Source organism: Streptomyces gobiensis, assembly GCF_021216675.1.
Taxonomy (GTDB): domain Bacteria; phylum Actinomycetota; class Actinomycetes; order Streptomycetales; family Streptomycetaceae; genus Streptomyces; species Streptomyces gobiensis.
Genome location: NZ_CP086120.1, coordinates 1644784 through 1667711, shown reverse-complemented (window position 1 = coordinate 1667711; position 22928 = coordinate 1644784). Strand labels below are relative to the sequence as shown.

The following is a 22928-nucleotide window of genomic DNA, read 5'->3' as shown; positions in this document are numbered from 1 at the left end:
TGGGCGGGGACTCACCTGCCGGTCCGGGGCCGCAGCACGCAACTTCGGCCGGGACGCCGCTCGACCGCCCAAGTACGGCCTCCTGGGCGAGTTGCCAGACGCGACGGAGTGCGTGTCATGAGTGTTGCCGGACTGTTTCGACAGGTGTGAACATAAGTGAATGACAAGTGCGACGACAGCGTCGGCTGGTAAGGGTGCAGTCGCCTGCTGCCCGCCGCTGACTTCCAAAGATCTCTCAGAAGCTGACGCCGAGAAGATGGCGGCCATGTTCAAGGCTCTGGGCGACCCCGTCCGGTTGAGGCTGTTCTCCCGGGTGGCCTCGCGTATGGGCGACGAAGTGTGCGTGTGCGAGATAGCAGACGTGGGTGTCTCGGCTCCGACCGTCTCCCATCACCTGAAGAAGTTGCGCGAGGCCGGATTGCTGACGTCGGAGCGGCGGGCGACATGGGTGTTCTACCGTGTTCCGCCCGATGTCATGGTGGCAATGGGGCGAATGTTCGCTGACGCTGTTGATGCCTAGTGCCGTGCGGGGATGACGCCACGGGAGCGGCTCACAAGCCGGCGCCCCGGTTCTTCGGGCCCTGCCCCCCGACCCCCACCAGGAGCCCCGCTGCAGCAGAGACCGCGGCAAGCGCCACGAACAGGGCGGGGTAGCCGCCCAAGGCGGCGGCGATCCCCGCTCCTGCCCACGGGGCAAGCGCAGTAGCGGCCAGGACGGGCGCGGCGAGAATACCGCTCAGGGTGGCGTATGAGGCGACGCCCCAGCGGTCGGTGATGGCCGTGGCCTGCAGCAGGGTGGCGATACCCCGGACCATGCCGGCGACCAGGCTGCACACAATGAGCAGGAGAACGGGGCCTGGAAGGACACCGAGAGCCAGAGTCGTCACAGCACCGGCGAGGAACGCGAGGACGGTCCGGGAATGCACTGACGTGCGGCGAATGAGCGCTGCGTAGCCGAGCCGACCGAGAACTTGGCCGACCCCGCCAATACCCAGTGCCCATGCCGCTGCGCTGGGACTGGCGCCTCTGTGCGTCATCAGGGGCACGAGGTTGATCACTCCAGCTGCGAACGCGAAAGACGCGAGAGTCATGGCTGCGGCAAGCACGAGGAACGGCTGGGAGAGAACCACTGAACGTTCCGGCCGTCGCACGTGGCGGCTCGTCCGGGAGCTCCTCGACGGCCAGGGGCTGCGCAGACACAGGGTGTGCAGTGGGAGAGTGACCACCGCCAGGACAACGGCGAGCAGCACATACGTCGTCCGCCACGAGAAGTGCTCGGCGAGGGCAGCGGTCAGGGGAGCGAAAACCGTGCTGGCCAGACCGCCCACGAGCGTCACCGTTGTCAGAGCCCGGGTTCGCTCCGCGCCGTCGAACCATCCGGTGACGGCTGCGAACGCAGGTGGGTACAGCAGAGCGGACATCGATACGCCCACGACGAGCCAAGCCGCTGCGAACCAAAGGAGGCTCGGGGCGGCGGCAACCCCCAGGATCGCGGGCACGGCGATGAGCGAACCCGCGGTCATGACCACACGCGGGCCCCTCCGGTCGAGGTAGCGCCCCAGAGGCACACCTATGAGGGCCGAGACGACAAGTGCCGCGGAAAAGGCTGCCGCCACCGAGGGGGCGGACCAACCAGTGTCCCGGCTGATCCGAGGTGCCAGGACCGGGAAGGCGTAGTAGAGAACTCCCCAACTGGTGATCTCTGTCGTGCACAGCGCCGGCAGGGCGGCACGACGCCTCGGGCGGGATGGCGCGCAGATACCTGCAGACGCATCGCGGATCGTCACGGCTGGCGCGGAGGCTTCATCGGCCTGACTCAGACATGTAACGCCTCCCGCGACTACCCGCCCCTATATCGATTCAGCGCCTATGCCATCGTGGAGCTTGGTTCGATGTTTGTCAATTCAGAAGGGGAGCCGGCGAAGTTGCGGTGAGTGACATCGGGGATGCCCAAAATGAGGGACGAGTCGACCGTGCTGTCGTGGTCCGTGGCCTCAGCAGGGTCTCGGCTGCAGAAGGCCGGGAGGGGAAGCATGGGCATCGACTACGACATCGCCATACCGTCGTGCGCGACCAGTTGCGCGCGCTCGCCATCACCGCGGAGGGCGGCACACTGGTCAACGCGGCCGCCGTCGGCATCGCCCAGCTGGTGTGGCGCAACGGGCTCATCGAGAACGCTCACGCGGGTGCTCGAGGCCGGGCCGTCGACGGCGGTGCTCACGGAGGGCGGCAGATGTGAATTCCCTTACAATGGAAGGTTGTTCACGAAGTGTTCCCCTGAGCGTGGCTCTCTGTTTAGACTCCCATGAAATCAATGGCGCGCTCCGAGGAGGACCTTGAATGACCCGCAAGATGCCGCCCCTGGTGACGGACTCACCTAGGGCGAGCGAACAGGGGGAGTCTTGCGGCGAGTCCTCCGGAACGAGGACTCCGACACTTCGGCGGCGAGGGCTTTTAGCCGCTGCCGCGGTGTTGCTGACGTCCTCCATGTCCGCCTGCGCGGACAGCGAGGCCCGGACCGGCGCCATGCGGGTCAGCGGGTCGACGACTGTGGCACCGGTCGCTGCGGACGCAGCCGAGGTACTCCGTCGTCAGGGACTCGACGTCACGGTTGCTACGCAAGGCGGTTCGGCCGGCGGCATATCCCAGCTCGGCTCCAGACAGATCGACATCGGCATGAGCTCGAAGCCCCTCTCTGACGAGGACCGGGCCGCTTACCCCGACACGGACTTCCACCCGACACAGATCGGCGCAGACGCGGTCGGAGTAATCGTGACCAAGAAGGTCGCCGACGCGGGTGTCGGCGACCTGACCAAGGAGCAGGTTCGCGGCCTCTTCGAAGGACAGATCACGAACTGGTCCGAGGTGGGCGGCCCGGACCTGGAGGTCTTCGTCTACGACAAGGAGCCGGGACGAGGGACACGTGAGGTGCTGGACAAGTACCTCTACGGAGACGAGAAGCCCCCGCCTCCACCGCAGTCGGACAGCTTCGCCATCGTGGGCGGCAACCTGGAGACTCGAAGCAAGCTGAAGTCGACCCCCGGAAGCGTCGCTCCGCTGTCCACCGGATTCATCGAGGGACACGACGACCTGGTCGCCGTGACGCTGGACGGGGTTGCTCCGAGCGCCGAGAAGATCGCGTCCGGCGAGTATCCCATGGCCCGGCAGCTCTTCCTCATCACTGACGGAGAGCCACGGGGGAGGACCAAGAAGTTCGTCGACTACGTCCTGTCCGATGAAGGGCAGGCGCTACTCCCCAAGCACGGGTACCTCACCGCCAAGCAGCTCGGGGAATAGCCGGTGGCAACCGAAACTCCGGTGCGACCGCTGGTCGCACCGGACACGGCGTCGCGCCCGCGGCCATCACGGTGGGTTTGGGCCTGGTCGTTCACCGGCGCCATCTTCGTGGCCACGGTGCTCCTCATCCTGGCGGGGTACCTGTTCACAGGGATCAGCCGGGGCGAGGTCGACTGGATCCAGTTGCTGACCTCCTCGGTGTGGAGCCCCACGCATTCCGCCTACGGCGGATTGGCCATGATCTACGGCTCCGCGGTCGTCTGCGCGATCTCCCTCGCCCTCGCCGTCCCCGTCAGCTGGGCCGCAGCCGTCGCTCTCACGGAGTACCTGCCACCACGCCTGGCACGCTGGCTGCGCACAGGCGTGGAACTGCTCGCCGCGATTCCATCCATCGTCTACGGCCTGGTTGGAATCCTGGCCATACGGCCTTTCATCGCCGGGATGGCCGACGTGCCGGGTGGTGACAGTCTGCTGGCCGCCGGGATCGTGCTCGCGGTCATGATCATTCCTACCGTCGTCGCCGTAAGTGTGGACGCGCTCGCCGCGGTGCCGAATCGCTTCCGCGAGTCCGCCTACTCCCTGGGGCTGACGCGTCGCGAGGTCATCCGGTCCGCCGTTCTACCCCTTGCCCGGCCCGGAATGCGGGCCGGCGTACTCCTCGGCCTGGCCCGAGCGCTCGGAGAAGCGATCGCGGTCTACCTGGTCGTGGGCAGGGCTGACGGCCGCCTCCCGACAACGCCCGGGGAATTCCTGGACTCACTGGTGCACCCCGGTCAGACGTTGACGACGAAGCTCGCGGGGCCGGAGCCCGTTCTCGCAGGCACGTCAGGGCCACACTTCGCAGCCCTGTGCGGCTTGGGAATCGTCATCCTCGCCCTCGTGGCCGCTGCCACGGTGTGGGGCACCCGGGCGAGTGCACAGCCCGCCGTCAGCGGGCGGCTCCGGCGGCCCCGGCCCCCTTCGACGTTCCGCATTCAGTGTGACCGCCTCACCGCCGTGCTGCGCCTGGCGGCCCTCCTGCTACCCAGCGCCTTGCTCGTAGGGATACTCGCCCTCCTCGTGGGCCGCGGAAGCACAGCCTTCGACCCGTCATTCTGGACCACTCCCCAGTCGGGTACGGCAGGAGGTGGTGTACGCGATCAGATTCTCGGGACTGTGCTGTTCGTGGTCACGACAGGGGCCGTCTCCCTCCCACTGGGCTTCGGCGCGGGGATTCTGATCGGTGTCTACGCCTCCGCGCGTGCCGCCCGCCTGCTGCAGACGCTGACCGTGGTCGTGGGCGGAGCACCGACCATCCTTCTCGGTCTCGCCGGGTTCGTCATCCTGTCGAGCGCCATGGGGTGGGGTAAGTCCTGGCTTGCCGGTGTCGTGGTGCTGGTGCCCGTCGTTGTTCCCGTCGTGGCGTTGGCGACTTCCGCCCGCGTCAAGGGCATGCCAGCCGAACTGACCGAGAGCGCAATGGCACTGGGGCTCTCCCGGCCCCAGTACATCCGGTCCGTCGTCGTTCCCTATACCTGGCCCGCCACGGTCACCGGTCTGCTGTTGGGCCTCGCGCGGGCCGCCGGAGAGACGGCTCCGCTCCTGTTCACCGCCACCGTCTTCTTCGGCGCCGATCCCCTGCCGGGGGGAATCGTGGACTCCCCGGTCCAGGCGCTGCCGACTCATATCTTCACCCTGTCGCAGGATTCCGGAGACCCCCATGCGGTCGCGCAGGCATGGTCCAGCGCCCTGGTCTTGGTGCTGATCACAGCAGTACTCCTCAGCGCGGCGGTGTGGCTGCGCAACCGTTTGGAAGGAGAGCGATGGACAACGTGATAGCCGCGCGGGGCCTCCGGGTGCAGAGCGGTGACAAGACACTCGTGGGTCCTGTGTCCTTCGAGCTGACACACGGCTCGACGACCGGGCTCTGCGGGCCTTCCGGAGCCGGGAAATCCACCGTCCTCCGAGCACTCGTCGACCTCCTCCCGGCCGGCCTCACCCGGAGAGGGGAGTTGCACGTGCTCGGCCGCCCGATCCGACACGGCAAGGGGGACGCTGACCTCAGGTCCAAGGTCGTCCTCGTGCCCCAGACCCCCGTCGTGTTCGGTGGCAGCATCCTCGACAACGCCCTCTTCGGTATCCGGCACGTAGCCAAGATGCCGCGAGGGGTGATGCGAGACCGGGCCGAGCTCGCCCTGCGCGAAGCCGGACTCTGGCAGGAGGTGCGTGACAGGCTCGAGTCCCCTGCAGGCAACCTGTCCGCAGGACAGCGGCAACGGCTGTGTCTCGCCCGAGCTCTGGCGCTCGAACCAGTCGCCCTCCTCCTCGACGAACCCACCAGCGCCCTGGACGAACGTAGTCGCGACACGGTTGAAGAATCCGTGGCAGCCCTGAGGGGACGACGAACCGTCCTGCTCGTCTCTCACGATGCGGCACAGGTCGACCGGCTCTGCGACACCACCGTGCACCTCGAGCAGCCTCTGTCTCCGGCCACGGCCGTCCCGTTCTCCTGACCGGCTGCGTTGCCCGTCAAGTCGAGCGCACATGCTCTCCCGGCGGTGTCGGCGACGGGTGAACCGTGGCGCTCTGACGGCGTGTCAAGGCTGACTCACTGCGTGGTCTCTCGATCAACCTGCCCATACGCAGCGAAACGGACCCCTTCCCTCGTGACTTCCGTCACTGGGAGAGGCCCGTTTCGTGGGTACCTCTCTGTGCGCGAGGGGGGACTCGAACCCCCACGTCCGAAGACACCGGCACCTAAAGCCGTCCCGTCTACCAATTCCGGCACTCGCGCGCCCTCGCAATCCTACTGGCCTGGGCGGCGGCCATGGCAGCGGGGATCTACCGGCCGTCCAGCTCCAGGTCCTTGATGAGCTTGGCCACATGGCCGGTCGCCTTGACGTTGTAGAGCGCGCGCTCTACCTTGCCGTTCTCATCGACGATGACGGTGGAGCGGATGACGCCGTTCACGATCTTGCCGTACAGCTTCTTCTCCCCGAAGGCGCCATAGGCCTCCAGAACCTTCTTCTCCGGGTCACCGACGAGCGTGACCTTCAGGTCCTCCTTCTCGCGGAACGTGGCCAGCTTCTCCGGCTTGTCCGGCGAGACGCCGATGACCTCGTACCCGGCGTCGGCGAGCAGCGCCAGATTGTCGGTGAAGTCGCAGGCCTGCTTGGTGCAGCCGGGGGTGAGGGCGGCCGGGTAGAAGTAGACGATGACCTTGCGTCCGGCGTAGTCGGCGAGGGAGATCTGCTTGCCGTCGGCGTTGGGAAGGGTGAAGGCCGGGGCGGTGTCGCCGGGCTGCAGTCGCTCGCTCATGGGTGCTCCTCGGGGCGATCGGGGGTGTGATGGGGCAAGTGGGTCGGTGAGCTGACAGACTATTCCTAGCCACTACGAGACTACGGAGGCAGTGCGGTGCCGGAAGCCAGGACCCCTGCGCAGATCGAGGCGGAGATCACCCGCAGGCGGCAGGAGCTCGCCGCGACGCTGGACGAGATCGCCGTGCGGGTACATCCGAAGACCATCGTGGGTGACGCGAAGGCCCGGGCCGCGGCCGCCGTGGACCGTACGGCGGGCCGTACGTATGTCGCCGTCAACCGCGCGGTCACGGATGTACGGGCGCAGTTCGTCTCGGCCGACGGATCGCCACGGCTGGAGCGGATCGTACCGGTGGCGCTGGTGACCATCGCCGTGGTCGGACTGCTCGCGACCTCGGCTCGCCGCCGACGCTCCTGACAGCCTGAGATACGGTCGTGTCGTGAGCTCGCATACCACCCACGACAAACTGCCCATCCGGATGCTGCACGACCGTGTGCTGGTCCGTACCGATATTCCCGAGGGCGAGCGCCGCTCGTCCGGCGGCATCGTCATCCCGGCCACCGCCGCGGTCGGACGACGGCTGGACTGGGCCGAGGTGGTGGCGGTCGGGCAGAACGTACGCACGGTCGAGCCGGGTGACCGGGTGCTGTACGACCCGGAGGACCGGGCGGAGGTCGAGGTCCGCGGGGTCGCCTATGTGCTGATGCGCGAGCGGGATCTGCACGCGGTGGCCGCGGAGCGGCTGGCCGGCACCGAGGAGCCCACTGGTCTGTACCTGTAGATCCTGTACCGGTAGATCCTGTATGTATGGATAGAGGACATTTCTGGATACAGGACTGAATACAGGACCCGACGAGACGCGCCGTACCGGGGCAAGGCAAAGACGACGCACCCCGTAAGTGAACTTTCACGGAGGTGCCGTCATGGCCTGGGTTCTGCTCGCTGTCGCCGGTCTGCTGGAGGTCGGCTGGTCGATCGGGATGAAGTACACCGAGGGCTTCACCCGGCTGTGGCCGAGCGTCTTTACGGTCCTGGGGATCGCCGCCAGCATGATGCTGCTGGCACAGGCCGCGAAGAGCCTGCCCATCGGTACCGCCTATGGCGTCTGGGTCGGCATCGGCGCGGCCGGCGCCGCGGTTCTCGGTATGGCCGTGCTCGGTGAGCCCGCCACGGCGGCCCGGATCTTCTTCATCTGCCTGCTGCTGGTGGCGGTGGTCGGCCTGAAGGCGACCTCCGGCCACTGAGCGACCGGCCGCCAGCCACTCACCACCGGCTACTGCCCTCCCAGGGCGGCTGACCGCTCGTCTCCCCGGTGCTGTCATCGCTGGGGGTGCCCGTGCCGCCCTCCGGCCCGGCCGTATCGCCGCCCTCGGTGATCCCGCCGCTGGTGTCGGTGCCGCCGCTGTCGCTGTCGCCGGTGCCGCCGTTGTCGCCGCCGGTGGTGCCCCCGGTCTCCGTACCGCCCGTATCGGTACCGCCGTGGTCCGTGCCACCGGTGCTGGTGCCGCCGTCGGTCGGGCCGCCGCTGTCCGTGCCCCCGCTGTCCGGTCCCCTGTTGTCCGCGCCGCCGCTGTCCGTGCCACCCGTCGCCGGGGGGCTGGAGCTGGCCGGGGGCGGTGACTGCTCGTCGGAGGCGCTCGGGGTCGTCTCCGGGGTGCTGGGTTCAAGGGACGGGCTGCCGTCGCTGGTCTCCAGGTCGAACTTCTTGACCGGGGAGCCCTTCAGGGCCGCCGCGGTGTACTGGCCCCAGATCCGCGCAGGGTAGTGGCCGCCGCTGATCTTCGGCTGCCCCGCCGCGCCGTACAGCGACTTGTGCGCCCCGGTCTCCGGGTCCTGGCCCATCACCGCGATCACGGTCGCCAGGTCCGGGGTGTAGCCCGCGAACCAGGCCGCCTGATCGTCCTCGGCCGTACCCGTCTTGCCCGCCGCCGGGCGGCCCGCGGTCTGTGCCTCGGTGCCCGTACCGCTCCGCACCACGCTGCGCAGCATCGCGGTGGTGGCGTCGGCGGCCTCCCGGGGGACGGCCTGCTGGGTGTCCCGGCCGGGGAGCTTGATCTCCTCACCGCCACGGCTGACCTTCTCGACCAGGCTGTAGCGGCCACGCTCGCCATGGTTGGCGAGCGTGGCGTAGGCCTGCGCCAAATCCAGGGTGCTGGGCGTCGCGGTGCCCAGCGCGATGGAGCTCTGGGCCTTGTCGAGCTCCGGAGTCTCCGCCGGGATGCCCAGCTGCACCACGGTGTCCTTGACCTTCTGCGGGCCGACGTCGACACCCATCTGAGCGAAGACGGAGTTGACCGACTTGTCCATCGCCTCGGTCACCGAGACCTTGCCGTGATCGACATCGCCCTCGTTCTGCGGGGCCCACTCGGTGGGACGGCCATCGCTTATCACCCGGCGCTTGCTGGTTCCGTCGTAGATCGTGTACGGACCGATCTTCTGCCCGTACTGGGTCCTGGAACCGTTCTGGATCGCCGAGGTATAGACGAACGGCTTGAAGGTGGATGCCGCCTGATAATCACGCCGGGTGGCGTTGTTGACGTACTGCTTGGTGTAGTCGATGCCGCCGTACATCGCCACGACCTTGCCGGTCTCCGGGTCGATGGAGGTGCCGCCCACGCGGACGTACCGGTCCGCCTCGCGGTCATCGCTCAGCTTGGACATCAGCTGGTCCTTGACCGCGGACTCCATCGCGTCCTGCTTGTCAGGGTCAATGGTCGTGGTGATCCGGAAGCCGCCGCTGGCCAGCCGCTGCTCATCGACGATGTCCTGGGAGATGAGGTGGTTCCGCACCGCCTCGACCAGATAGCCACGCTGCCCGGACAGGCCGGTGGGGGCCTTGGCGGTCCGCGGCTCGGGGAACTTCATACCGGCCCGCTCGGACTTCTCCAGCCAGCCCTGCTTCACCATGCCGTCGAGGACGTAGTTCCAGCGGGCGATGACCTTCTTGCGGTTCTCGGGGTGGGCCGAGACATCGTACGCGCTGGGCGAGTTGACGAGCGCGGCGAGATACGCGCCCTCAGCGGTGGTCAGGTCCTCGGACTTCTTGCCGTAGTACGCCTGTGCGGCGGCCTGTATGCCGTAGGCGTTGCGGCCGAAGTAACTGGTGTTCAGATATCCACGGAGTATGTCGTTCTTGCTTACCTCCCGGTCCAGCTTGACAGCGATGAAGAACTCCTTGGCCTTGCGGGTGACCGTCCGCTCCTGGCTGAGGTAGTAGTTCTTGACGTACTGCTGGGTGATGGTCGAGCCGGACTGCTTGCCCTCGCCCCGGATCATGTTCCAGGCGGCCCGGGCCATGGCCTTCGGGTCCACGGCCGACTCGTTGTAGAAGTCCCGGTCCTCGGCGGCGAGCACCGCGTGCTGGGCGGTCTTGGGCACCTGTGCGAGCGAGATGTTCTCGCGGTTGACCTTGCCGTCCTTGGCGATCTGAGTGCCGTCCGAGTAGAGATAGACATTGCTCTGCGCGGCCGCCGCTTTGTTGGGTTCGGGGATGTTCACCAGCAGGTATCCGGCGACCAGGGCCCCCGAGACCAGCAGGAGGAAGAGCAGTACCCCACCCAGCACCATCCGCCAGGTGGGAAGCAGTCGGCGCACCCCTGTCCGTTGGGGTCGCCTTTCGCCGCTCTTCGACTCGTCACTCATCTCTGTAGGGACTCCCCGTCCACTTTTCGGGCGATTCGTGTTGTACGCCCCCATAAAGCACTGTCGCATCATCTTCCCCCGGGCCTGGCGGCCCGGGAGGCACTCCCACGGCCAGTGGGGGTGGACCACACCTGTGACAGGCCCGCGACGGGCCATTTGGCCTGCGCCTGTCACCCGAACCGGCGATCAAGCGCAGGGGTTCACTCATGGTTAGACGCTCACAGTGAGCAAAAGGATGCACGCGGCCCGTCTGTATCTCACGGTTACGGACCACAGCTGCTGTCGCAACACCGCCAACCGGCTGGCCACCGCTGTGGGGCGCTACCGGTATGGGCGGGGAACCGCCCGGTCGCACAACCGTGGACTGTGCGACCGGGAGGGCTAGGGGGTGTCTGGTGGATCTCCGCGGCGTCGCGGCGTCTGGCACGCACGCTCGCTGCGTTGTCGTCGGTCGCCAACCAACCAGGTTGGCTTCCTCCTCCGCCTTGCGATCGCACGCACCAGACGCCGCTCCTTCCTCCACGGAGACCCACCAGACACCCCCTGACACCATTCCGAGATGTCAGCGAGGCTCAGGACGTCCGCGAGGCTCAGGACGTCCGTGCCAGGGCCTGCCGCTGCGCACCGTCAAGCTGGGCACAGCCCGCGACCGCCAGATCGAGCAGGGCGGTCAGCTCTTCACGCGCGAAGGGCTCCCCCTCCGCCGTCCCCTGGACCTCGACAAAGCGCCCATCGCCGGTGCAGACGACGTTCATATCGGTCTCCGCGCGGACATCCTCCTCATAGCAGAGATCGAGCAGCGGAACGCCGCCGACAATACCGACGCTGATCGCGGCGACGGTACCGGTGAGCGGCTGGGCCTTGGCCTTGATCAGCTTCTTCTCCTGAGCCCAGGTGACGGCGTCGGCCAGCGCCACATACGCACCGGTGATCGCGGCGGTACGGGTGCCACCGTCGGCCTGAAGGACATCGCAGTCCAGGATGATGGTGTTCTCGCCGAGCGCCTTGAAGTCGACAACGGAGCGCAGGGACCGGCCGATAAGCCGGGAGATCTCATGGGTACGGCCGCCGATCTTGCCACGGACGGCCTCGCGGTCACCACGCGTGTTGGTCGCGCGCGGGAGCATCGAATACTCGCCGGTGACCCAGCCCTCGCCGCTGCCCCGGCGCCAGCGCGGAACGCCTTCGGCGACGCTGGCGGTGCAGAAGACCTTGGTGTCGCCGAAGGAGATGAGGACGGAGCCCTCGGCGTGCTTGCTCCAGCCGCGTTCGATGGTGACGGGTCGGAGCTGTTCGGCCGTACGGCCGTCGATACGAGACATGGGAGCGAGCGTAGTCGTAAAAGCGGAAGGCCCGATCCGCAGGGAACGGAAACGGGCCTTCTCCTCAGCGGCGGCGAACGCCCCTCACATCATGTCTTCGATCTCCGCGGCGATCGGGTCCGCGTCGGTGCCGATGACGACCTGGATGGCGGTGCCCATCTTGACGACGCCGTGCGCTCCGGCGCCCTTGAGAGCGGCCTCATCGACGAGAGAAGCGTCCGAGACCTCGGTTCGGAGGCGGGTGATACAGCCCTCGACCTCTTCGATGTTGTCGAGTCCGCCGAGTCCGGCGACGATCTTCTCAGCCTTGCTGGCCATATCACTCTCCTGTGTCTCACCTGTGTCTCAGGCAGCCCATCTCGCCCCTTGGATCAGATGGCAACGGTAACCCACGGTTGGCCCAACTTCAGGGGCGAAAGCGGTGCTTCTGCCGAATGATGGCAGTCGTCGCCGCCGTGCTTCAGGGCCGCGCCGACACCGTCCCACAACTGGTCTACACCAGTCCGCGCCCGCAGGCAAAACGGGAGAGCGCCGATGAGTTCCGATGCCGCCCCGGACGCGAAGCCGCGCAAGAGCTGGCAGCAGATCACCCTGCAGGGCCTGCAGAAGCTGGGGCGCAGCCTTCAGCTGCCCGTCGCCGCCCTGCCCGCCGCGGGCCTCATTCTCCGCCTCGGGCAACCGGATGTCCTCGGCGAGGACGGCCTGGGCTGGGACCGGCTGGCGGATGTCTTCGCGGGCGCGGGCGATGGCATCATCGGCAATATCGCGCTGCTGTTCTGCGTGGGGGTGGCGATCGGCTTCGCCAGGAAGGCCGATGGCTCGACCGCTTTTGCCGCGGTGGTCGCCTACATGGTGTTCACGGGCGTGCTGGGCACGGCCTTTATCGACCCGGTCACCGAGGATCCGGTGAATCCGGGTGTGCTCGGCGGCGTTGTGGTCGGCGTCGTCACCGCCAAGGTGTGGGAGAGATACCACCGCACCCGGCTCCCGGACTGGCTGGGCTTCTTCAGCGGCCGCCGCTTCGTTCCCGTGGTGATGTCCTTTGTCGCCCTCGGTCTCGCCGTGCTCTTCGGCTACTTCTGGGCACCGGTCGGCAATGGCCTCAACAGCTTCGCTGAGACCCTGGCGGGGTGGGGCGCCTGGGGGTCCGGGGTGTTCGGCGTGCTCAATCGGCTGCTGATCCCCTTCGGGATGCATATGTTGCTGAACACCTTCGCCTGGTACCAGTTCGGCTCGTACACCGATGAGGACGGCAAGGAGATCCACGGCGACTTCTTCCGCTTCCTGGCCGGTGACCCGGAGGCGGGGATGTTTATGACCGGCTTCTATCCGATCATGATGTTCGCCCTGCCGGCCGCCGCCCTGGCCATCGCGCACTGTGCCAAGCCCCAGCGGCGCAAGGTCGTACTCGGCATGATGATGTCGGTCGCGCTGACCTCGTTCGTCACCGGCGTCACCGAGCCCATCGAGTTCTCCTTTGTCTATCTCGCCCCGGCGCTGTACGGCATCCATGCCCTGCTGACGGGTGCGTCGATGGCCCTCACCTGGGCGCTGGGCATCCGTGAAGGGTTCACCTTCTCCGCGGGACTCTTCGACTACGTACTGAACTGGGACAAGGCGACAAATCCGGAATTGATCGTCCCGATCGGCCTGGGATTCGCGGTGATCTACTACATCCTCTTCCGATTCGTGATCCGGAAGTTCGACCTCAAGACCCCGGGCCGTGAGTCGGACGAGGAGATCGCCGAGATGGAACGCGAGAATCTCAAACCCTGAGCCAGCCGCCCCGAACCTGCTGCCAGCCGCTCTACGCGATTGTTATCCGGCGGCTGGAACAGCAGGTTCCTTATCCGGGCCGCACCGTGCTACAAAGGTCTACACCACTAGGTGGTGTAGACCACACACCACCAGCACGGAGACGCCGCCGTCTCTCCCCTTCACACCTCTTCGGCGGCGCCTTGCCCCCTGGAGGAAGTGAATGTCCACGGCTAGCGCTGCCCCGGCAGCTGATAAGAAGGGCCGCGGCTCCGGCGCGATGGCCGTCGCCCAGCGCATCGGCCGCAGCCTCATGCTGCCGATCGCCACCCTGCCGGCGGCGGCCCTGATGCTCCGCCTCGGCCAGGACGACATGCTGGGCCGCGAGAGCTTCCCGGCGTTCCTGACCAAGCTCGCTGAGTTCCTGGCCGCCGGTGGCGGCGCTCTGCTCGACAATATGCCGCTGCTGTTCGCCGTCGGTATCGCCGTCGGCTTCGCCAGGAAGGCGGATGGCTCCACCGGCCTGGCTGCCGTGGTCGGCTATCTGGTCTTCCAGAATGTGCTGAAGGTCTTCACCGACGGCAACCTCCCGATGCAGCAGGAGGTCGTGGACGGCAAGATCGTCGAGGTCGCCGCACCGGTCAACGCCGGTGTCCTCGGCGGTGTCGTGATGGGCATCGTCGTCGCCCTGCTCTACCAGCGCTACCACCGCAAGAAGCTGCCGGACTGGCTCGGCTTCTTCGGCGGCCGCCGCCTTGTGCCGATTGTGTCGGCCTTCGCCGGTCTCATCATCGGCATCGTCTTTGGCTACATCTGGCCGGTGCTCGGCAGCGGTCTGCACCACTTCGGCGAGTGGCTGGTCGGTTCCGGCGCGGTCGGCGCGGGCATCTTCGGTGTCTTCAACCGTGCGCTGATCCCGATCGGCATGCACCACCTGCTGAACTCCTTCCCGTGGTTCCAGGCCGGTTCCTATGAGGGCAAGAGCGGCGATATCGCACGCTTCCTGGCCGGAGACCCCTCGGCCGGACAGTTCATGACCGGCTTCTTCCCCATCATGATGTTCGCCCTCCCGGCAGCCTGCCTCGCCATGTATCACTGCGCCCGCCCGGAGCGCCGCAAGGTGGTCGGCGGCATGATGGTCTCCATCGGTCTCACCGCGTTCGTCACCGGTGTCACCGAGCCCATCGAGTTCACCTTTATGTTCATCGCGCCGGTGCTGTACGCGATCCACGCCGTGCTGACCGGTGTCTCCATGGCCCTGACCTGGGCGCTCGGCATGAAGGACGGCTTCGGCTTCTCGGCTGGCGCCATCGACTACGCACTGAACTTCGGTATCGCGACCAAGCCGTTGGGGCTGGTCCTGGTGGGTCTGTGCTTCGCCGCGGTCTACTACGCGGTCTTCCGCTTCGCGATCACCAAGTTCAACCTCCCGACACCGGGCCGTGAGTCCGACGAGGAAATCGCCGAAATGGAAAAAACCAACTACAAGCCCTGACCCCCGGGCGTGGGCCCGCCCTGCTACGCAACCATCCGCCCACCCCAGCCACGACGCTCCGGCCCGCCCCGCAGCGGAGCTCGCGACGCTTGGTGGGCGCAACACCGCCCCCCCATGTTGTGGGCACTCGCAGCCCCGCGAGGGGCGTGGGCCCGCCCTGCTACGCAACCACCCACCCACCCCAGCCACGACGCTCCGACCCACCCCGCAACGGAGCTCGCGACGCTTGGTGGGCACAACCCGGCCACCGGCCCGCACCGGCAAACCCCGGGGCCCCGGGGCGAAGCCCCGGTTTCGGGAAGGGGCGGGAATTGGGGGACCCCACCCACGGCACCCCCCGCAGCCGGGCGAAGCCCCGCCACGCGGCGGAGCCGCACATCGGCACCCCCGGGAAGGGGCGGGATACGGGGAAACCCACCCACGGCACCCCGCAGCCGGGCGAAGCCCCGCCACGCGGCGGAGCCGCACATCGGCACCCCCGGGAAGGGGCGGGATACGGGGAGCCCCGCCCCGGCACCCCCGCAGCCGGGCGAAGCCCCGCCGCGCGGTGGAGCCGCAGGGCGGTACCGCCGGGAAGGGGCGGGGCCCCGCCCCGGGCTTAGCCGGTGGTGAGGGGGATCGTGCGGCGCTCAGCCGCAGCGCGCCGCGCGGCCTCCAGAACCCGCAGCACCGCAGCCGCCTCACCCCCCGTCACCGGCGGCGCGGCAGCGCCCCGCAACGCGGCGGCGATCCCCGCGTAATACGCGGGATAGTCGCCGTTCAGGGTGCGCAGCGGGCGGGACTCGTCCAGGGAGCCGAGGGTGCCCCACGCCGACTCCGGCTCGACGCCCCAGTCGGCGTCGGCGCCTGGGCGGGCCCCCGCACGGAGGGCGGCTTCCTGGGGGTCCAGCCCGTACTTGACGTACGCCGCCGCACTGCCGAGCACCCGGAAGCGCGGCCCGGGTTGCGCGGCGGTGGCGCTCACCCACAGATGGGAGCGGACGCCCCCGGCATGGGTGAGCGCGATGAAGGTGTCATCGTCGGCCGCCGCGCCCGGGCGGCGGATATCGGACTCGGCGTAGACCGTGGTGGCCGGGCCGAAGAGGGTCAGCGCCTGGTCGACCACATGACTGCCCAGGTCATAGAGGAGCCCGCCGATCTCAGCCGGGTCACCGGACTCGCGCCAGCCGCCCTTGGGCCTGGGGCGCCAGCGCTCGAAGCGGGATTCAAAGCGCTGCACCTCGCCGAGCGCGCCCTCGGTGATGAGCTGGCGCACGGTGCGGAAGTCGTTGTCCCAGCGGCGGTTCTGGAAGACGGACAGCAGCAGGCCACGGGCGTCGGCGAGGGCGGTCAGCTCCTCCGCCTCGGCGGCGGTCCCGGCGATCGGCTTGTCCACCACGACCGGCAGTCCGGCTTCCAATGCCTGGGTGGCGAGCGCGACATGAGTGCGGTTCGGGGAGGCGACGACGACCAGATCAAGCGCGTCGGCGCGGGCGAAGAGCTCATCCGCGGTCGCGACGGTATGGACGCCCGCGTGCTCCTCGCGGGCCTGCCGCTGCCGGTCCGGGTTCGCGGTGACGACGGTGTCGAGGGTCAGCCCATCGGTCGTGGCGATCAGCGGGGCGTGGAAGGCCGAGCCCGCCAGGCCGTAGCCGATCAGGCCGACGCGGGCGGTGCGGTGTTCGTTCACGCGCGCCATGCTACGTGCATGCGATTGCCCCTCCCCGTTTCCTTCCCGTGAGGGTCTTTCCCGGAAATAGGAAGGAAAGCAAAATGCTCTGAACGAGGGGAATTTAGCCGGGGAGTGGACTATGTGCCGCCTGACCGGTTATACCCGTTTCTACGCGTGGGATGTTCCTGGCCGCTGGCCGAGCTCTCCTCCTTGTCGGCGGTGCCCTCTGGTGGGACCTCGGCGCCTGTGAGGGCGCCGAAGCAGCCGCGTCCCACCCGTCAAAGGCCCTGTCCGCGCTCCGACTGACCCTCCTGGCGCGGGCAGGGTCTTCGGCGTCCACCCCCGGCGCCCCCGGCGCCCCCGGCGCCCCGCCCCTGGCGCCCCCGGGTGCCCCGGCCCCGAGGTGACGCCCTGGACCTCTGTGCACAGGCAATGCACGGACGGCTGACTCGCGTCGCGGCTTTCCCCTCCCCTGGGTAGCGTGAAGATGAACGGTCTCGTTCGGGAGGTACGGATTTCAGCGAGTGCAAATTCAACGCATTCCAGGAAAGCTATGCCATGAACGGTTTCGACGGTCGTAAAAAGCGCCCGCCTCGTCATCACCACGAAACCCCCGATACCACTGCCGAGTTCCGGCGCCTTGCGGATCTGCCCGATGGCCGCGGCAAGGAAGAACTGCGACAGCGGGTCGTACGTGCCTGGGTTCCGGTGGCGCATCGGCTGGCCTGGCGTTACCGCGACCGGGGGGAATCACTGGAGGACCTTCAGCAAGTGGCCGCGCTCGGTCTGGTGAAGGCCGTTATCCGATACGATCCGCACCGTGGCACGGATTTTGAGAGTTATGCGGTGCCCACCATCGCCGGTGAGATCAAGCGGCATTTCCGGGACCTCACCTGGGATGTGCATGTGCCACGGCGCGTACAGCAGATCCGTAATCGGGTGCGGGTCGCCCTGCGTGAGCTGGGACCGGAGCTGAGCCGTTCTCCGACGGTCGCACAGGTCGCCGAGTACACCGGCCTCAGCGAGGAGGATGTGCTCCTGGGGATGGAAGCGCTGGAGAGCTACAGCGCCCTGTCCCTGGACGCGGAGCCGCCCGGGGGTGACTTCGGGCGCTCCCTGGGGGACACACTGGGCGCCTGCGAGCCCGGCTTCGACCTCGTCGTCCAACGGGAGGCCGTCAAGCCCTACCTGCGCCGTCTGCCGGAGCGTGAGCGGCGGATTCTGTATCTGCGGTACTTCTGCTACATGTCGCAGAGCCGCATCGCCGAAGAGCTCGGCATGTCCCAGATGCACGTCTCGCGGCTGCTGCGCCGCGCCTGTGACGGGCTCCGCCAGCGGGTGGAGAACCGGTCGGAACCGTGACCGCGGGGCGCGTGTGCGGAAGCGGGCCGCGTATCCCCGGCCCCCGCGCCGTGCCCCGCGGCGCGAGTTCGTCTCAGTCTTTCCGGCCGCGGCCCGACACCATGTCCCGTGCCCGGTCGACCAGGCCAGCCCCGGGCGCCAGCAGCTTGTTCGCCGGCGGCTGATCCGGGGCCGACGGGTGCGGGCGTGTCGGTGCCATCTTCTTCGCCTGCCGGACCTTCGCGCCGAGCTCGTTGAGCATCTGCGGTGTGACGGCGTCGCGGAGCTTGGGGAAGAGGTTGTTCTCCTCGTCCTCAACGTGCGAGCGAATCTCCTGCATAAGCTTTCCGAGGGTCTGGTCGAACTCCGGGTTGTCGGCCTCCAGCCCCTCCAGTTTCTTCATGAGTTTCTCGGCTTCGGCGTGGTCCTTGATCTCCTTGTCGGCGAGCGAGTCACCCTGGGGAACGTGTTCCCGCACCGCCGGGTAGAGGTACTCCTCTTCCGCGACGGAGTGCCGGACCAGCTCAATGGTCGCCTGTTCGGAGTAGGTCTTGCGCATGGGATCCCCGGGTCCACACGCGTTGATGCGACCAAAAATCTCTTCGACTTCCCGGTGGTCATTAGTCAGCTCATCGATGACTGAGCCGTTGTCTGCCATGCTGCCTCCTGAGGCGCAAATATGGGCGGCATGCCGAATGTGGCAGGCCGCAGGCCGCAGTCAAGTTCCCGGCCCCCGGTGGAGCTAAACGCTCGTATCGGGCATCCGGCCGTACGTCAGTGACCGTTAGCGACGGCGAATTGCTGCGACCGCAGCTCGGCCAGTTCCCGGCCCGGCCCACGGCACCAGGACCACCAGTGCTCAAGGTCCGCTCCGTCCACACACTCGGCCGGTACGAGAGCGGGCCAGCGGCAGGCATGCGCCTGTGCGGAGACTTTGGCCCCGCCGCTGACCGGATCGACGGCGATGGCCGGAACGCCCGCCCGCAGCGCCAGGACCAGACCGTGCAGCCGGTCGGTAACGACGAGGTCCGTGCGTCCGACCGCGGCGAGGAACTGTCCGGGCGTGGCACAGTGCCGCCAGTCCTGTGCGTCCAGCCGGGTGTCCAGTTCCAGCCGGGCGCAGTCCTTCCCGGCGAGCCAGCCGGTGACCGCGCTGGTCACGGCGGAGTGCCGACGGCGTGCGCCGTACTCCGACTGGCCATGCGTGAGGATCACCCCAACGACCGGTACCAGCGCCTGCGGTGGCGCCGCCGCGGCGAGGTCCAGCCGGGGCCCGCCGCCCGGTGCGTCCCTGGCCAGAACGCGATGGAATCCGCTCACCGCGGGGTCGTCCGGATCGATGGTGGAGGTGCCGACGGCGATCCGGGTGGCGTGCGGGAAGCGCTGGTGCAGGTCGGCCACCTGCCGCCCGTGGAGGGGACCGCAGACGAAGAACAGGTGCGTGTAGTCGTCCGGATCGGCGTCGTCGAGGCTCAGCCCGCCCGGGCGGAAAGCGGGACTCCAGGCGGTGTCGTAAGCGATACGAGCGTCGTCCAGCCGCTTCTGGACGTGGCACAGCGCCAGCGCGTCCCCGGCGGTGATCTCACCATGCCGGAAACTGAACCACCCGGTCAGCAGGGCTTTGTGTCCCTGGGCTGCCATGACAGGGGGGTTGCCCGTGGCCGCGCTCTTACACGCGGCTCTTGCACGCGGCTCTCACACGTGTACACGCGCCCTTATGCCAGTCGACCAGCCAGCCGACCAGCCACTCGACCGGTCAGTCGACCACGCTGCGTTTAGCTCCGCTTCTGTGGGTTACCCCACGGCAGATTTACTTTTTGTGCGGGTATGACCACCCGGAGGGCTTATGCGCATCCTTGGTATCAACGCCGTCTTCCACGATTCGGCGGCCGCGCTGGTGATTGACGGCCGGACGGTCGCCGCCGCGGAGGAGGAGCGGTTCAGCCGCCGTAAGCATGCCAAGCGGCCCGTCCCGTTCTCGGCCTGGGAGCTGCCGGAACAATCCGCGGCCTGGTGTCTGCGGGAAGCCGGACTCACCGCGAGTGACCTCGATGCCGTCGCCTACTCCTTCGATCCCGAGCTCGCCGCCCCCGCCGAATCGCTGGGCCTTGATGACCCCTGGGACCACCTGCGGCAGACATACGCACGCCGGGCACCCGGCTGCCTCGCCGAGGCGCTGCCCGGGCTCGACCCGGCGCGTGTGCGGTTCGTACCCCACCATGTGGCGCACGCCGCCTCGGCGGGGATCGCCTCCCCGCACCCGGACAGTGCCGTGCTCGTACTCGACGGCCGGGGCGAGGCCCACTCCCATCTGTCCGGCCGCTACCGGGGCTCCCAGCTGGAGGTGCTCAGCTCCCAGTCGCTGCCCCACTCCCTCGGCCTGCTCTACGAGGAGCTCACCGCGCACCTCGGCTTCGCCCGCAGCAGCGATGAGTACAAGGTGATGGCCCTCGCCGCCTACGGAAAGCCCAGGTTCCAGCCGCAGCTGAGGCAGTGGGTGCGCGCCACCGGCGACGGGGGCTTCCACGCACACGGTGTCGATCTGGCTTCCCTGGCCCCGGCCCATGCGCCGGGTGAGCCCTGGCACGAGGACCACGCCGATCTGGCGGCGAGTGTGCAGGCCTGCCTGGAGGAGGTGCTGCTGGACCTGGTGCGCTGGCTCCATGAGAACGGCGGCGACAGCACCGCCCTGACCATGGCGGGCGGCGTCGCGCTCAACTGCGTGGCCAACGCCCGTATCGCCGCGGAGGGCCCCTACCAGGACGTCTGGGTGCAGCCCGCGGCCGGTGACGCGGGCACCGCCCTGGGCGCCGCGCTGCATGTGGCCGCCGCGCACGGGGAGGAGCCCTCGCCCATGCCGGGCCCGGATCTCGGCCGTGGCTGGTCCGACGAGGAGCTGCGTACCCGGCTGGAACAGGCCCGCATTCCCTACGAGCAGCCCGAGGACATCGCCGAAGCCGCCGCCGACGTACTGGCGCGGGACGGGATCGTCGCCTGGTACCAGGGCCGCAGCGAGTACGGTCCCCGCGCGCTCGGCCACCGCTCGCTGCTGGCCCACCCGGGACGGGAGTCCAACCTGGACCGGCTCAACCAGATCAAGGGCCGGGAGGAGTTCCGCCCGGTCGCCCCCATGGTGGCCGCCGAGCGGGCCGCGGAAATCTTCGAGGGGCAGCTGCCCAGCCCGTACATGCTCTTTGTGCACCAGGTGCACCGCGCCTGGCGCGACCGCATCCCCGCCGTGGTGCACACCGACGGCACCGCACGCGTACAGACGGTGGACGCCGCCGATGAACCCCTGACCGCCCGCCTGCTGCGGGCCTTCGAACGGCGCACCGGGCTGCCCGTGGTCATCAACACCAGCCTCAACACGGCAGGCCGTCCCATGGTCGACCACCCACGCGATGTCCTGGAGTGCTTTGGCTCCACCCCCATCGACCTGCTGGCGATCGGCCCATACGCCGTACGGAGGGAACGGGTTTTCGCATGACCGCAGACCGTGATCCCACCACCGGCGAACTCGCCACCGGCTACGCCGTGGTCATCCCGACCCTCGGCCGCGACACGCTCGCCCGGTGCCTGACCGCGCTGGCGAAGGCCACGGGCCCGGAGCCGGACAGCATCGTGCTGGTCGACGACCGGCCCCCCGGGCGGGCAGCCGGTGGCGAGCTGCCGCTGGACGCGCTCGGTCCGCTGCGCGGGCGGGCGAGGGTGGCGAGGGGGGAGGCCCGTGGGCCCGCTGCGGCGCGCAACACCGGATGGCGCATGGTGGAGGCGCCCTGGACCGTCTTCCTCGACGACGATGTGTGTGTCGGGCGTGACTGGCGCGCGCGGCTCATCCGCGATCTCGCCGCGGCCAGCGAGGAGACGGGCGGGGTGCAGGGTGTGCTCCAGGTGCCGTTGCCGCTGAGCCGACGGCCCACCGACTGGGAACGCAACACCGCAGGGCTCGCCCGGGCCCGCTGGGCGACGGCGGACATGGCCTACCGGACCCGGGCGCTGCGCGAGACCGGCGGTTTCGACGAGCGCTTCCAGCGGGCGTTCCGCGAGGACGCGGACCTGGCGCTGCGGGTCCTGAACGCGGGCTGGGACCTGCGGGTCGGGCAACGTCAGACGGAACACCCGGTGCGCCGCACCGGCCCCTGGGTCTCGGTGAGCGCGCAACGCGGAAACGCCGACGACGCCCTGATGCTGCGGCTGCACGGACCCGGCTGGCGCTGGCGGGCCCAGGCGCCGCCCGGGCGCATCCGCCGCCATCTCGCCACCACGGCCATGGCGGGCGCGGTACTGCCGCTGGCAGCCGCGGGGAAGCGGCGTGCCGCGGCGCTGGCCGCCCTCGGCTGGGCGCTGGCCACCGCCGAGTTCGCCTGGGCCCGTATCAGCCCGGGGCCGCGCACCCCGCAGGAGACCGCCACCATGCTGGTGACCAGCGTGCTGATCCCACCGGTCGCGACGGCGCACCGCCTCCGTGGGCAGTGGCGCTGGCGTGCCGTCACCCGGGTACGGGGCGCGCGGGGTGAGCGCGCATGAGGCCGGCGCGGGGTGTGACGCGTGCGGTGTTCTTCGACCGCGACGGCACCCTTGTCGAGGATGTGCCGTACAACGGCGACCCCGCCCTGGTACGGCTGCTGCCCGGCGCCCGTGAGGCGGTCGAGGCGGTACGCGCCCGTGGGCTTCTGACCGGCATCGTGACCAACCAGTCAGGGCTGGCCCGCGGCCTGCTCGGCTGGGATGACCTGCGCCGCGTACACGCCCGGATCGAGCGGCTGCTGGGCCCCTTCGATGTCTGGGCCGTCTGCCCCCATCACCCCGGCGAGGGCTGCCCCTGCCGTAAACCGGCACCCGGCCTGGTCCTGGACGCCGCCACCCGGCTGGGCGTACGGCCCGACCGATGCGCCGTGATCGGCGACATCGGGTCGGATGTGGCGGCCGCCCGCGCCGCCGGTGCCATCGGCGTGCTCGTTCCCAACGGCCGCACCCGTCACGCGGAGATCGACGCCGCGCCCTGCGTGGCCCCCGATCTGCTGACCGCGGTCCACTGCCTGCTCGGCGAAGGGGTGCTGGGCGAAGGGCTGGTCGGCGAAGGGCTGCTCGGTGAAGGGGACGAAGGGAAGGAGCCCTCGTGAGTACA

21 protein-coding genes, 1 tRNA gene, 1 pseudogene and 1 riboswitch are annotated in these 22928 nt (G+C 68.7%); of the genes and pseudogenes, 14 read left to right on the top strand and 9 right to left on the bottom strand.

Going from position 1 to position 22928, the window contains the following annotated elements:
- The first annotated feature begins 160 nt into the window (after positions 1–160).
- The gene (locus test1122_RS07725) at positions 161–520 is read left to right on the top strand and encodes an ArsR/SmtB family transcription factor (protein ID WP_232268420.1); all 360 of its coding nucleotides are present in this window, start codon (positions 161–163) and stop codon (positions 518–520) included.
- A gap of 31 nt (positions 521–551) precedes the next feature.
- Here the strand turns inward: test1122_RS07725 and test1122_RS07720 are convergent, their stop codons facing one another.
- Positions 552–1787, bottom strand: coding sequence for an MFS transporter (locus test1122_RS07720; protein ID WP_232268419.1), 1236 nt, complete (start codon positions 1785–1787; stop codon positions 552–554).
- 278 nt (positions 1788–2065) lie between these two features.
- On the opposite strand from test1122_RS07720, the gene test1122_RS07715 reads away from it, so the two are divergent.
- The 4 genes from test1122_RS07715 (at position 2066) to test1122_RS07700 (ending at position 5789) form a co-directional block, all read left to right on the top strand.
- Entirely contained in the window at positions 2066–2239 is a 174-nt protein-coding gene (locus tag test1122_RS07715) for a hypothetical protein (protein ID WP_232268418.1), read from the top strand.
- 230 nt (positions 2240–2469) lie between these two features.
- Complete coding sequence (locus test1122_RS07710) at positions 2470–3297, top strand: phosphate ABC transporter substrate-binding protein (protein WP_232268417.1); 828 nt, start codon at positions 2470–2472, stop codon at positions 3295–3297.
- Between the two features lie 3 nt (positions 3298–3300).
- Complete coding sequence (gene pstC, locus test1122_RS07705; RefSeq protein ID WP_232268416.1) at positions 3301–5112, top strand: phosphate ABC transporter permease subunit PstC; 1812 nt, start codon at positions 3301–3303, stop codon at positions 5110–5112.
- Positions 5100–5789 (top strand): phosphate ABC transporter ATP-binding protein, encoded by a 690-nt coding sequence (locus test1122_RS07700; RefSeq protein ID WP_232268415.1) that lies wholly within the window; start codon positions 5100–5102, stop codon positions 5787–5789. Before pstC ends, test1122_RS07700 begins: the two co-directional genes overlap by 13 nt.
- Positions 5790–5988: 199 nt before the next feature.
- On the opposite strand, the gene test1122_RS07695 is transcribed toward test1122_RS07700, so the two are convergent.
- Together test1122_RS07695 and bcp are read right to left on the bottom strand one after the other, a co-directional pair.
- A tRNA-Leu gene (locus test1122_RS07695) sits at positions 5989–6070 on the bottom strand.
- A gap of 47 nt (positions 6071–6117) precedes the next feature.
- Positions 6118–6594 carry a thioredoxin-dependent thiol peroxidase gene (bcp, locus tag test1122_RS07690; RefSeq protein ID WP_232268414.1) on the bottom strand — a complete coding sequence of 159 codons (477 nt, stop codon included), beginning with the start codon at positions 6592–6594 and terminating at the stop codon, positions 6118–6120.
- A gap of 96 nt (positions 6595–6690) precedes the next feature.
- Here bcp and test1122_RS07685 point away from each other — a divergent pair, with 96 nt between their 5' ends.
- The 3 genes from test1122_RS07685 to test1122_RS07675 all read left to right on the top strand — a co-directional run bounded on the left by test1122_RS07685 (position 6691) and on the right by test1122_RS07675 (position 7838).
- Positions 6691–7011 (top strand): DUF3618 domain-containing protein, encoded by a 321-nt coding sequence (locus test1122_RS07685; protein ID WP_232268413.1) that lies wholly within the window; start codon positions 6691–6693, stop codon positions 7009–7011.
- Positions 7012–7072: 61 nt separating this feature from the next.
- Positions 7073–7375, top strand: a complete 303-nt coding sequence (locus tag test1122_RS07680; protein ID WP_232271809.1) for a GroES family chaperonin — start codon at positions 7073–7075, stop codon at positions 7373–7375.
- Between the two features lie 50 nt (positions 7376–7425).
- Positions 7426–7487, top strand: a riboswitch (guanidine-III (ykkC-III) riboswitch).
- Positions 7488–7517: 30 nt separating this feature from the next.
- Complete coding sequence (locus test1122_RS07675) at positions 7518–7838, top strand: DMT family transporter (protein WP_232268412.1); 321 nt, start codon at positions 7518–7520, stop codon at positions 7836–7838.
- 19 nt (positions 7839–7857) lie between these two features.
- On the opposite strand, the gene test1122_RS07670 is transcribed toward test1122_RS07675, so the two are convergent.
- From test1122_RS07670 to test1122_RS07660, 3 genes and pseudogenes are all read right to left on the bottom strand, one after another.
- On the bottom strand, positions 7858–10236 hold the full coding sequence (locus test1122_RS07670; protein ID WP_232268411.1) for a transglycosylase domain-containing protein: 2379 nt from the start codon (positions 10234–10236) through the stop codon (positions 7858–7860).
- Between the two features lie 590 nt (positions 10237–10826).
- Complete coding sequence (gene rph, locus test1122_RS07665; RefSeq protein WP_232268410.1) at positions 10827–11558, bottom strand: ribonuclease PH; 732 nt, start codon at positions 11556–11558, stop codon at positions 10827–10829.
- Positions 11559–11642: 84 nt separating this feature from the next.
- A pseudogene (locus test1122_RS07660) lies at positions 11643–11882 on the bottom strand (PTS sugar transporter subunit IIB); the annotation flags it as partial.
- Between the two features lie 210 nt (positions 11883–12092).
- On the opposite strand from test1122_RS07660, the gene test1122_RS07655 reads away from it, so the two are divergent.
- Both test1122_RS07655 and test1122_RS07650 read left to right on the top strand, forming a co-directional pair.
- A complete protein-coding gene (locus test1122_RS07655; protein ID WP_232268408.1) occupies positions 12093–13334 on the top strand; it encodes a PTS transporter subunit EIIC in 1242 nt (413 codons plus the stop codon).
- A gap of 202 nt (positions 13335–13536) precedes the next feature.
- Entirely contained in the window at positions 13537–14808 is a 1272-nt protein-coding gene (locus test1122_RS07650) for a PTS transporter subunit EIIC (protein WP_232268407.1), read from the top strand.
- A gap of 598 nt (positions 14809–15406) precedes the next feature.
- Here the strand turns inward: test1122_RS07650 and test1122_RS07645 are convergent.
- A complete protein-coding gene (locus test1122_RS07645; RefSeq protein ID WP_422396941.1) occupies positions 15407–16477 on the bottom strand; it encodes a Gfo/Idh/MocA family protein in 1071 nt (356 codons plus the stop codon).
- 540 nt (positions 16478–17017) lie between these two features.
- Here test1122_RS07645 and test1122_RS07640 point away from each other — a divergent pair.
- Positions 17018–17821: a SigB/SigF/SigG family RNA polymerase sigma factor gene (locus tag test1122_RS07640; RefSeq protein WP_232268405.1), complete on the top strand. Its 804-nt coding sequence runs from the start codon at positions 17018–17020 to the stop codon at positions 17819–17821.
- Between the two features lie 73 nt (positions 17822–17894).
- Here test1122_RS07640 and test1122_RS07635 read toward each other — a convergent pair whose 3' ends face one another.
- Together test1122_RS07635 and test1122_RS07630 are read right to left on the bottom strand one after the other, a co-directional pair.
- The gene (locus test1122_RS07635; RefSeq protein ID WP_232268404.1) at positions 17895–18458 is read right to left on the bottom strand and encodes a hemerythrin domain-containing protein; all 564 of its coding nucleotides are present in this window, start codon (positions 18456–18458) and stop codon (positions 17895–17897) included.
- A gap of 116 nt (positions 18459–18574) precedes the next feature.
- Positions 18575–19441, bottom strand: coding sequence for a polysaccharide pyruvyl transferase family protein (locus test1122_RS07630; RefSeq protein ID WP_232268403.1), 867 nt, complete (start codon positions 19439–19441; stop codon positions 18575–18577).
- Between the two features lie 205 nt (positions 19442–19646).
- Between test1122_RS07630 and test1122_RS07625 the strand changes: the two genes are divergently transcribed.
- Genes test1122_RS07625 through test1122_RS07615 form a run of 3 tightly spaced genes read left to right on the top strand, consistent with a single transcriptional unit; the run spans position 19647 to position 22923 of the window.
- Entirely contained in the window at positions 19647–21287 is a 1641-nt protein-coding gene (locus test1122_RS07625; RefSeq protein ID WP_232268402.1) for a carbamoyltransferase family protein, read from the top strand.
- Positions 21284–22327 (top strand): glycosyltransferase family 2 protein, encoded by a 1044-nt coding sequence (locus test1122_RS07620; RefSeq protein ID WP_232268401.1) that lies wholly within the window; start codon positions 21284–21286, stop codon positions 22325–22327. Before test1122_RS07625 ends, test1122_RS07620 begins: the two co-directional genes overlap by 4 nt.
- Complete coding sequence (locus tag test1122_RS07615) at positions 22324–22923, top strand: D-glycero-alpha-D-manno-heptose-1,7-bisphosphate 7-phosphatase (RefSeq protein ID WP_232268400.1); 600 nt, start codon at positions 22324–22326, stop codon at positions 22921–22923. Before test1122_RS07620 ends, test1122_RS07615 begins: the two co-directional genes overlap by 4 nt.
- Positions 22924–22928 lie beyond the last annotated feature (5 nt).

Coding starts and splice junctions, on each gene's coding strand:
- rph (WP_232268410.1), bottom strand. CDS start 11,558: ATGTCTCGTATCGACGGCCGTACGGCCGAACAGCTCCGACCCGTCACC.
- test1122_RS07675 (WP_232268412.1), top strand. CDS start 7,518: ATGGCCTGGGTTCTGCTCGCTGTCGCCGGTCTGCTGGAGGTCGGCTGG.
- test1122_RS07625 (WP_232268402.1), top strand. CDS start 19,647: ATGCGCATCCTTGGTATCAACGCCGTCTTCCACGATTCGGCGGCCGCG.
- bcp (WP_232268414.1), bottom strand. CDS start 6,594: ATGAGCGAGCGACTGCAGCCCGGCGACACCGCCCCGGCCTTCACCCTT.
- test1122_RS07620 (WP_232268401.1), top strand. CDS start 21,284: ATGACCGCAGACCGTGATCCCACCACCGGCGAACTCGCCACCGGCTAC.
- test1122_RS07640 (WP_232268405.1), top strand. CDS start 17,018: ATGAACGGTTTCGACGGTCGTAAAAAGCGCCCGCCTCGTCATCACCAC.
- test1122_RS07630 (WP_232268403.1), bottom strand. CDS start 19,441: ATGGCAGCCCAGGGACACAAAGCCCTGCTGACCGGGTGGTTCAGTTTC.
- test1122_RS07615 (WP_232268400.1), top strand. CDS start 22,324: ATGAGGCCGGCGCGGGGTGTGACGCGTGCGGTGTTCTTCGACCGCGAC.
- test1122_RS07725 (WP_232268420.1), top strand. CDS start 161: ATGACAAGTGCGACGACAGCGTCGGCTGGTAAGGGTGCAGTCGCCTGC.
- test1122_RS07700 (WP_232268415.1), top strand. CDS start 5,100: ATGGACAACGTGATAGCCGCGCGGGGCCTCCGGGTGCAGAGCGGTGAC.
- test1122_RS07650 (WP_232268407.1), top strand. CDS start 13,537: ATGTCCACGGCTAGCGCTGCCCCGGCAGCTGATAAGAAGGGCCGCGGC.
- test1122_RS07670 (WP_232268411.1), bottom strand. CDS start 10,236: ATGAGTGACGAGTCGAAGAGCGGCGAAAGGCGACCCCAACGGACAGGG.
- test1122_RS07680 (WP_232271809.1), top strand. CDS start 7,073: ATGCTGCACGACCGTGTGCTGGTCCGTACCGATATTCCCGAGGGCGAG.
- test1122_RS07635 (WP_232268404.1), bottom strand. CDS start 18,458: ATGGCAGACAACGGCTCAGTCATCGATGAGCTGACTAATGACCACCGG.
- test1122_RS07655 (WP_232268408.1), top strand. CDS start 12,093: ATGAGTTCCGATGCCGCCCCGGACGCGAAGCCGCGCAAGAGCTGGCAG.